The following is a 6,077-nucleotide window of genomic DNA, read 5'->3' as shown; positions in this document are numbered from 1 at the left end:
AGATCGCATTAACCCTGGGGCTGCTGCGCAGCCCAACGCAGGGCAAGCCTGCTCGCCACAACAACGCACTTCCCCGAGATTTTGTGTCGATATCCATGACGCGATAGCGCACTGCCTGCCACCTGATGTATGACTGACCCACACAATCGCGGGCAAGCCCGCTCCCACAGGAGATCCGCTTTGAAACATCGACTTGTGTTCGCTCTGTTATTTGTCAGCGTCAGTGCGAGTGCCGCGCCGCCCACTCTGGAACCCTTGCTCAACAGCATCGCCGAGCGACTGGAGATTGCCGATCAGGTAGCCCTGAGCAAATGGGACAGCCACAAGCCCGTAGAGGACAAAAAGCGCGAACAAGAGGTGATCGCCAGCGTCACCGCTCAAGCGCCCACGTACAAACTCGATCCCGCCGCCGCCGAGCAGTTTTTCTCGGCGCAGATCGAAGCCAACAAACTTGTGCAATACACCCACCTGTCCGACTGGCAGTTCCAGGGCAAAGCCCCCGACGACCCGCGCCCGGATCTGGTGAAGCAGATTCGCCCGCAACTGGATCAATTGCAAAAAACCCTGCTGCAGCAACTGGCCGACTTCACCCCACAGCGCACCGACCCGCAGTGCCCACAGTGGCTGGCGACCGCCATCCATGAGCCGCTGAATGACCCGACCCGCCAGCTCGCAATGATCCGCGCCACTGCCGAGCTGTGCATCTTCAAAGGTTAAAGCCTGCAAACCCAATCAAAACTGTGGGAGCGGGCTTGCTCGCGAAGGCGGCGAATCAGTCGATACATGTGTTAACTGGCACACCGCCTTCGCGAGCAAGCCCGCTCCCACATTTGGATTGGGCGCATTCAGATGTACCTTCCGCGCCTTCCTGAACAGACTTCCCAAAACCGCACTATATTGGTGCGATAGCCTGCACACTTCCCACCCATCCAGCCCATTTTGGTTCGATTCTTCCCGAGCCAGCTGGCAGAACGCCACAGTTTCGCGCCTAAAACCCTTATTTCAGGGGTTTAACGCTTCTTTTCGGAGCCTTGGTTTGGTTTTTGCATTTTCCTTGTATCAGCGTGTGCCTCAAGCCCGCGCCTTGCTCCAAAAGAGGTCCCGATGACCATCAGCGATGCACTGCACCGTTTGTTACTCGACAACCTGACCACCGCGACCATTCTGCTCAATGACGACTTGCGTCTTGAGTACATGAACCCGGCGGCGGAGATGCTCCTGGCCATCAGCGGCCAGCGCAGCCATGGGCAGTTCATCAGCGAATTGTTCACCGAGTCGGCCGAGGCCTTGAGTTCGTTGCGCCAGGCCGTGGAGCAGGCGCACCCGTTTACCAAGCGCGAAGCGATGCTCACCGCCCTCACCGGCCAGACCCTGACCGTCGACTACGCCGTGACCCCGATCCTGAGCAATGGCGCGACCCTGCTGTTGCTCGAAGTGCACCCCCGCGACCGTCTGCTGCGCATTACTAAAGAAGAAGCGCAGCTGTCCAAACAGGAAACCAGCAAGATGCTGGTGCGCGGCCTGGCCCATGAAATCAAAAACCCACTGGGTGGGATTCGTGGCGCCGCGCAGTTGCTGGCCCGTGAGTTGCCGGAGGAACACCTCAAGGACTACACCAACGTCATCATTGAGGAGGCCGACCGCCTGCGTAACCTGGTGGACCGCATGCTCGGCTCCAACAAGTTGCCGTCCCTGGCGATGACCAACGTGCACGAAGTGCTGGAGCGCGTGTGCCAGCTGGTCGAGGCCGAAAGCCAAGGCTGCATCACCCTGGTGCGCGATTACGACCCGAGCATTCCCGACGTATTGATCGACCGCGAGCAGATGATTCAGGCGGTGCTCAATATCGTGCGCAATGCCATGCAGGCCATCAGCAGCCAGAACGAGCTGCGCCTGGGCCGCATCAGCCTGCGCACCCGCGCCCTGCGCCAGTTCACCATCGGCCATGTGCGCCACCGCCTGGTGACCAAGGTCGAGATCATCGACAACGGCCCGGGCATTCCTGCGGAACTGCAGGAAACCATCTTCTTTCCCATGGTCAGCGGCCGCCCGGACGGTACCGGGCTGGGCCTGGCCATTACCCAGAACATCATCAGCCAGCACCAGGGCCTGATCGAATGTGAGAGCCATCCCGGCCACACCACGTTCTCGATCTTCCTGCCATTGGAACAAGGAGCCCCCACGACATGAGCCGTAGTGAAACTGTCTGGATCGTCGATGACGACCGTTCTATCCGCTGGGTCCTCGAGAAAGCCTTGCAACAGGAAGGCATGACCACCCAGAGCTTCGACAGCGCCGACGGGGTGATGAGCCGCCTGGCTCGCCAGCAGCCGGACGTGATCATCTCCGACATCCGCATGCCCGGCGCCAGTGGCCTGGATTTGCTGGCGCGCATCCGCGAGCAGCACCCGCGTTTGCCGGTGATCATCATGACCGCGCACTCAGACCTGGACAGCGCTGTCGCGTCTTATCAGGGCGGCGCCTTTGAATACCTGCCCAAGCCGTTCGATGTGGACGAGGCGGTGGCGCTGGTCAAGCGCGCCAACCAGCACGCCCAGGAACAACAAAGCCAGGAAGCCCCGCCGGCCCTGACCCGCACCCCGGAAATCATCGGTGAAGCACCGGCGATGCAGGAAGTGTTTCGCGCCATCGGGCGTTTGAGCCACTCCAACATCACCGTGCTGATCAACGGCGAGTCGGGCACCGGTAAAGAGTTGGTGGCTCACGCGTTGCACCGTCACAGCCCACGGGCGGCCTCGCCGTTTATCGCGCTGAACATGGCGGCGATTCCGAAGGACTTGATGGAGTCCGAGCTGTTCGGCCATGAAAAAGGCGCGTTCACCGGCGCGGCCAACCTGCGTCGCGGGCGCTTTGAACAGGCGGACGGCGGCACGCTGTTCCTGGATGAAATCGGCGATATGCCGGCGGATACCCAAACGCGCTTGCTGCGGGTATTGGCAGACGGTGAGTTCTACCGCGTCGGCGGGCACACGCCGGTCAAGGTTGATGTGCGCATCATTGCGGCGACCCACCAGAACCTCGAAACACTGGTGCACGCGGGCAAGTTCCGTGAGGACTTGTTTCACCGCCTCAACGTAATTCGCATCCACATCCCACGAATGTCGGATCGACGCGAAGACATTCCGACCCTGGCCCGTCACTTCCTCAGCCGCGCCGCGCAAGAGTTGGCGGTGGAGCCGAAGCTGCTCAAAAGCGAGACCGAGGAATACCTGAAGAACCTGCCATGGCCGGGCAACGTGCGCCAGCTGGAGAACACTTGCCGCTGGATCACGGTGATGGCGTCCGGGCGCGAAGTACACATCAGCGACCTGCCGCCAGAGCTGTTGAGCCTGCCGCAGGATTCGGCACCGGTGACCAACTGGGAGCAAGCGTTGCGTCAATGGGCCGACCAAGCCCTGGCACGCGGCCAGTCGAACCTGCTGGACAGCGCCGTGCCGGCGTTCGAGCGCATCATGATCGAAACCGCCCTGAAGCACACCGCCGGCCGCCGCCGCGATGCCGCAGTGTTGCTGGGCTGGGGCCGCAATACCTTGACGCGCAAGATCAAGGAGTTGGGGATGAAGGTCGATGGTGGGGATGATGACGAGGGTGATGAAGCCTAACTGATGATCGTTCCCACGCTCTGCGTGGGAACGCCTCCCAGGACGCTCCGCGTCCGAGCCTCACCGCAAGTTCAGTTCTGTGCACTGGTGACGCGGAGCGTCACGCGATGCATTCCCACGCGGAGCGTGGGAAAGATCAGGTGGAGTGCACCGCTTCAATGCACCATGAACTAGCATCGCGCACATCCCACACGCCCGAAACACCCGCCGAATTAAGAAAAGATCAAATCCCAAAAACACCAAAGCCCCGTATTCCGGGGCTTTGCGCTTTTTGGCGTAATTTTTTGGCACACATTGCAACTTCTGGCACGCGCCCTGCAATAACCCTTACATCACCCAGTTTCGGGGACCTTGGTACAGGCAGGCCGAGAATCCCCTCTTTACACCCGGGGTGCTTGATGCGGATCGCGTCGCGCCCCACACCCGTTTCGGGAACCTCGGTACAGGCAGGCCGGGGATTCCCTCTTTAACACCGAAGCCTTTGGCTTCACCCCGTTTTGGGAGCCCTGGTACAGGCAGGCCGGGAACTCCCTTCTTTACACCCGGGGCTGATGCGGCACAGCGCCCATAGCCCCAGCCCGTTTTGGGAACCTTGGTACAGGCAGGCCGGGGATTCCCTCTTTTATTCTTCGCGCAGATGGATCTGCAGCCGCCAGCGGCCTTCGGCCTTCTCGCCTTTCCACTCCCCGCGCAACGGCCGAGCCGCCACCAGGTTCAGCAGCAAGCCGCCATCGGTTTTGCGGATGCGCCAGTTAACGTCCTTGTCATTGACCTTGAGTTGCCCGCTGGCAGCCTTGCCTTGCGCGTCGAACAGCACTGCAACGGTGCCGTCGACGTGTTCGCCGTGCAGCTTGGGCTCGCTGTTGAACCATACCACCACGCCGTCTGCCGCTGTTTCCAGCTGCTGCAACTCGACCGGGTCCGGCGTGGTCAGGCGGCCGATCATCAGGCCCACCATCAAGCCGACAATCGCCAATGAGCCCAAAACCCTCGGCAATAGCTTCGGCCTTGGGTCGTCTTCAGGGGTAGAATGCAGCGCATCTTTGCCTTCGGAGCCGTGCATGTTTCACGTCATCCTTTTTCAACCAGAAATTCCGCCGAATACCGGCAACGTTATCAGGCTGTGCGCCAACAGTGGCTGCCACCTGCATTTGATCGAGCCTTTGGGCTTTGACATGGACGACAAGCGCCTGCGCCGCGCCGGGCTGGACTACCACGAGTACGCCACGCTCCAACGCCACGCCGACCTCGCCAGCTGCCTGGAAAGCCTGGGCCACCCACGGCTGTTCGCGTTCACCACCAAAGGCTCACGGCCGTTTCATGATGCCAGCTTTGCCGAAGGCGACGCCTTCCTGTTCGGCCCGGAAAGCCGTGGCCTGCCGGCGGAGGTGCTTGATGCCCTGCCCGATGGCCATCGCCTGCGTTTGCCGATGCGCGAGGGTTGCCGCAGCTTGAACCTGTCCAACACCGTGGCCGTCGCCGTGTATGAAGGCTGGCGCCAACTCGGCTTTAAATAACACATAAACAAAATGTGGGAGGAGACCTCTGTGGGAGCTGGCTTGCCTGCGATGCAGTCACCTCGGTGTATCAGTGATACTGAGGTGATGCTATCGCAGGCAAGCCAGCTCCCACACAAGCCCGCTCCCACATTTGAACGGTGTCGTTGCTCAGAACAGCTTATTGAACAGTCGACGAACCTTCCTGTTGCATGCGCTGCAGCTCTTGCGCGTACAGGGCATCGAAGTTCACCGGCGCCAGCATCAGCGCAGGGAACGAACCACGGGTGACCAGGCTGTCCAGGGTCTCACGGGCATACGGGAACAGGATGTTCGGGCAGAACGCGCCCAGGGTGTGGCTCATGGACGCTTCGTCCAGGCCCTGGATCAGGAAGATACCGGCCTGTTGCACTTCAGCGATGAAGGCTACTTCTTCGCCGTTCTTAACAGTCACGGACAAGGTCAGCACGACTTCGTGGAAGTCGCCTTCCAGAGCCTTTTGACGGGTGTTCAGGTCCAGTGCAACGCTTGGGGTCCATTCCTGACGGAAGATGGCCGGGCTTTTCGGCGCTTCGAACGACAGGTCACGCACGTAGATCCGCTGCAGCGAAAACTGTGGGCCTTGAGTTTCTGCTGCTTCGGTGTTCTGTTGGTCAGTCATCGCAGATCCTTCTTGATCTTGGGGTCTTTTAGGGTTTAGGAGTCAGACGAGCAGCAGCGCATCGAGTTTACCGGCGCGCTCCAGAGCGAACAGGTCATCGCACCCACCGACATGCTTGTCGCCGATCCAGATCTGCGGCACGGACGTGCGTCCCGCTTTCTTGGCCATTTCGGCGCGCACTTGGGGTTTGCCGTCGACCTTGATCTCTTCGAAAGCAACACCCTTCTTCTCAAGCAGGGCCTTGGCCCGCATGCAGTAAGGGCACCAATCGCTGGAGTAAACGACAACCTGGCTCAT

Annotated in this window: 7 protein-coding genes; 4 read left to right on the top strand and 3 right to left on the bottom strand. The window is 60.6% G+C overall.

Annotation, left to right across the window (positions count from 1 at the left end; translation table 11 throughout):
• The first annotated feature begins 129 nt into the window (after positions 1-129).
• The 3 genes from K0H48_RS03535 (at position 130) to ntrC (ending at position 3,623) form a co-directional block, all read left to right on the top strand.
• Positions 130-717 (top strand): chorismate mutase, encoded by a 588-nt coding sequence (locus K0H48_RS03535; RefSeq protein WP_257626826.1) that lies wholly within the window; start codon positions 130-132, stop codon positions 715-717.
• Positions 718-1,104: 387 nt separating this feature from the next.
• Complete coding sequence (gene glnL, locus K0H48_RS03530; protein ID WP_017138631.1) at positions 1,105-2,190, top strand: nitrogen regulation protein NR(II); 1,086 nt, start codon at positions 1,105-1,107, stop codon at positions 2,188-2,190.
• A complete protein-coding gene (gene ntrC / locus K0H48_RS03525; protein WP_017138632.1) occupies positions 2,187-3,623 on the top strand; it encodes a nitrogen regulation protein NR(I) in 1,437 nt (478 codons plus the stop codon). The genes glnL and ntrC overlap by 4 nt, the downstream gene beginning before the upstream one ends.
• 622 nt (positions 3,624-4,245) lie before the next feature.
• On the opposite strand, the gene K0H48_RS03520 is transcribed toward ntrC, so the two are convergent.
• The gene (locus tag K0H48_RS03520) at positions 4,246-4,686 is read right to left on the bottom strand and encodes a hypothetical protein (RefSeq protein ID WP_219266420.1); all 441 of its coding nucleotides are present in this window, start codon (positions 4,684-4,686) and stop codon (positions 4,246-4,248) included.
• On the opposite strand from K0H48_RS03520, the gene K0H48_RS03515 reads away from it, so the two are divergent.
• The gene (locus K0H48_RS03515; RefSeq protein WP_010563141.1) at positions 4,685-5,140 is read left to right on the top strand and encodes a tRNA (cytidine(34)-2'-O)-methyltransferase; all 456 of its coding nucleotides are present in this window, start codon (positions 4,685-4,687) and stop codon (positions 5,138-5,140) included. The two genes, K0H48_RS03520 and K0H48_RS03515, sit on opposite strands and share 2 nt — an antisense overlap.
• A gap of 160 nt (positions 5,141-5,300) precedes the next feature.
• Here K0H48_RS03515 and secB read toward each other — a convergent pair whose 3' ends face one another.
• Complete coding sequence (gene secB / locus K0H48_RS03510; RefSeq protein WP_083355711.1) at positions 5,301-5,780, bottom strand: protein-export chaperone SecB; 480 nt, start codon at positions 5,778-5,780, stop codon at positions 5,301-5,303.
• Between the two features lie 42 nt (positions 5,781-5,822).
• Positions 5,823-6,077, bottom strand: a complete 255-nt coding sequence (grxC, locus tag K0H48_RS03505; RefSeq protein WP_219266419.1) for a glutaredoxin 3 — start codon at positions 6,075-6,077, stop codon at positions 5,823-5,825.

Source organism: Pseudomonas sp. Xaverov 259 (genome assembly GCF_019352915.1).
Classification (GTDB): domain Bacteria; phylum Pseudomonadota; class Gammaproteobacteria; order Pseudomonadales; family Pseudomonadaceae; genus Aquipseudomonas.
Note: the sequence above shows the minus strand (reverse complement) of the source record. Positions and strands in the feature narration are given on the sequence as shown.

Coding starts and splice junctions, on each gene's coding strand:
- grxC (WP_219266419.1), bottom strand. CDS start 6,077: ATGAGCCAGGTTGTCGTTTACTCCAGCGATTGGTGCCCTTACTGCATG.
- ntrC (WP_017138632.1), top strand. CDS start 2,187: ATGAGCCGTAGTGAAACTGTCTGGATCGTCGATGACGACCGTTCTATC.
- glnL (WP_017138631.1), top strand. CDS start 1,105: ATGACCATCAGCGATGCACTGCACCGTTTGTTACTCGACAACCTGACC.
- secB (WP_083355711.1), bottom strand. CDS start 5,780: ATGACTGACCAACAGAACACCGAAGCAGCAGAAACTCAAGGCCCACAG.
- K0H48_RS03520 (WP_219266420.1), bottom strand. CDS start 4,686: ATGCACGGCTCCGAAGGCAAAGATGCGCTGCATTCTACCCCTGAAGAC.
- K0H48_RS03515 (WP_010563141.1), top strand. CDS start 4,685: ATGTTTCACGTCATCCTTTTTCAACCAGAAATTCCGCCGAATACCGGC.
- K0H48_RS03535 (WP_257626826.1), top strand. CDS start 130: ATGACTGACCCACACAATCGCGGGCAAGCCCGCTCCCACAGGAGATCC.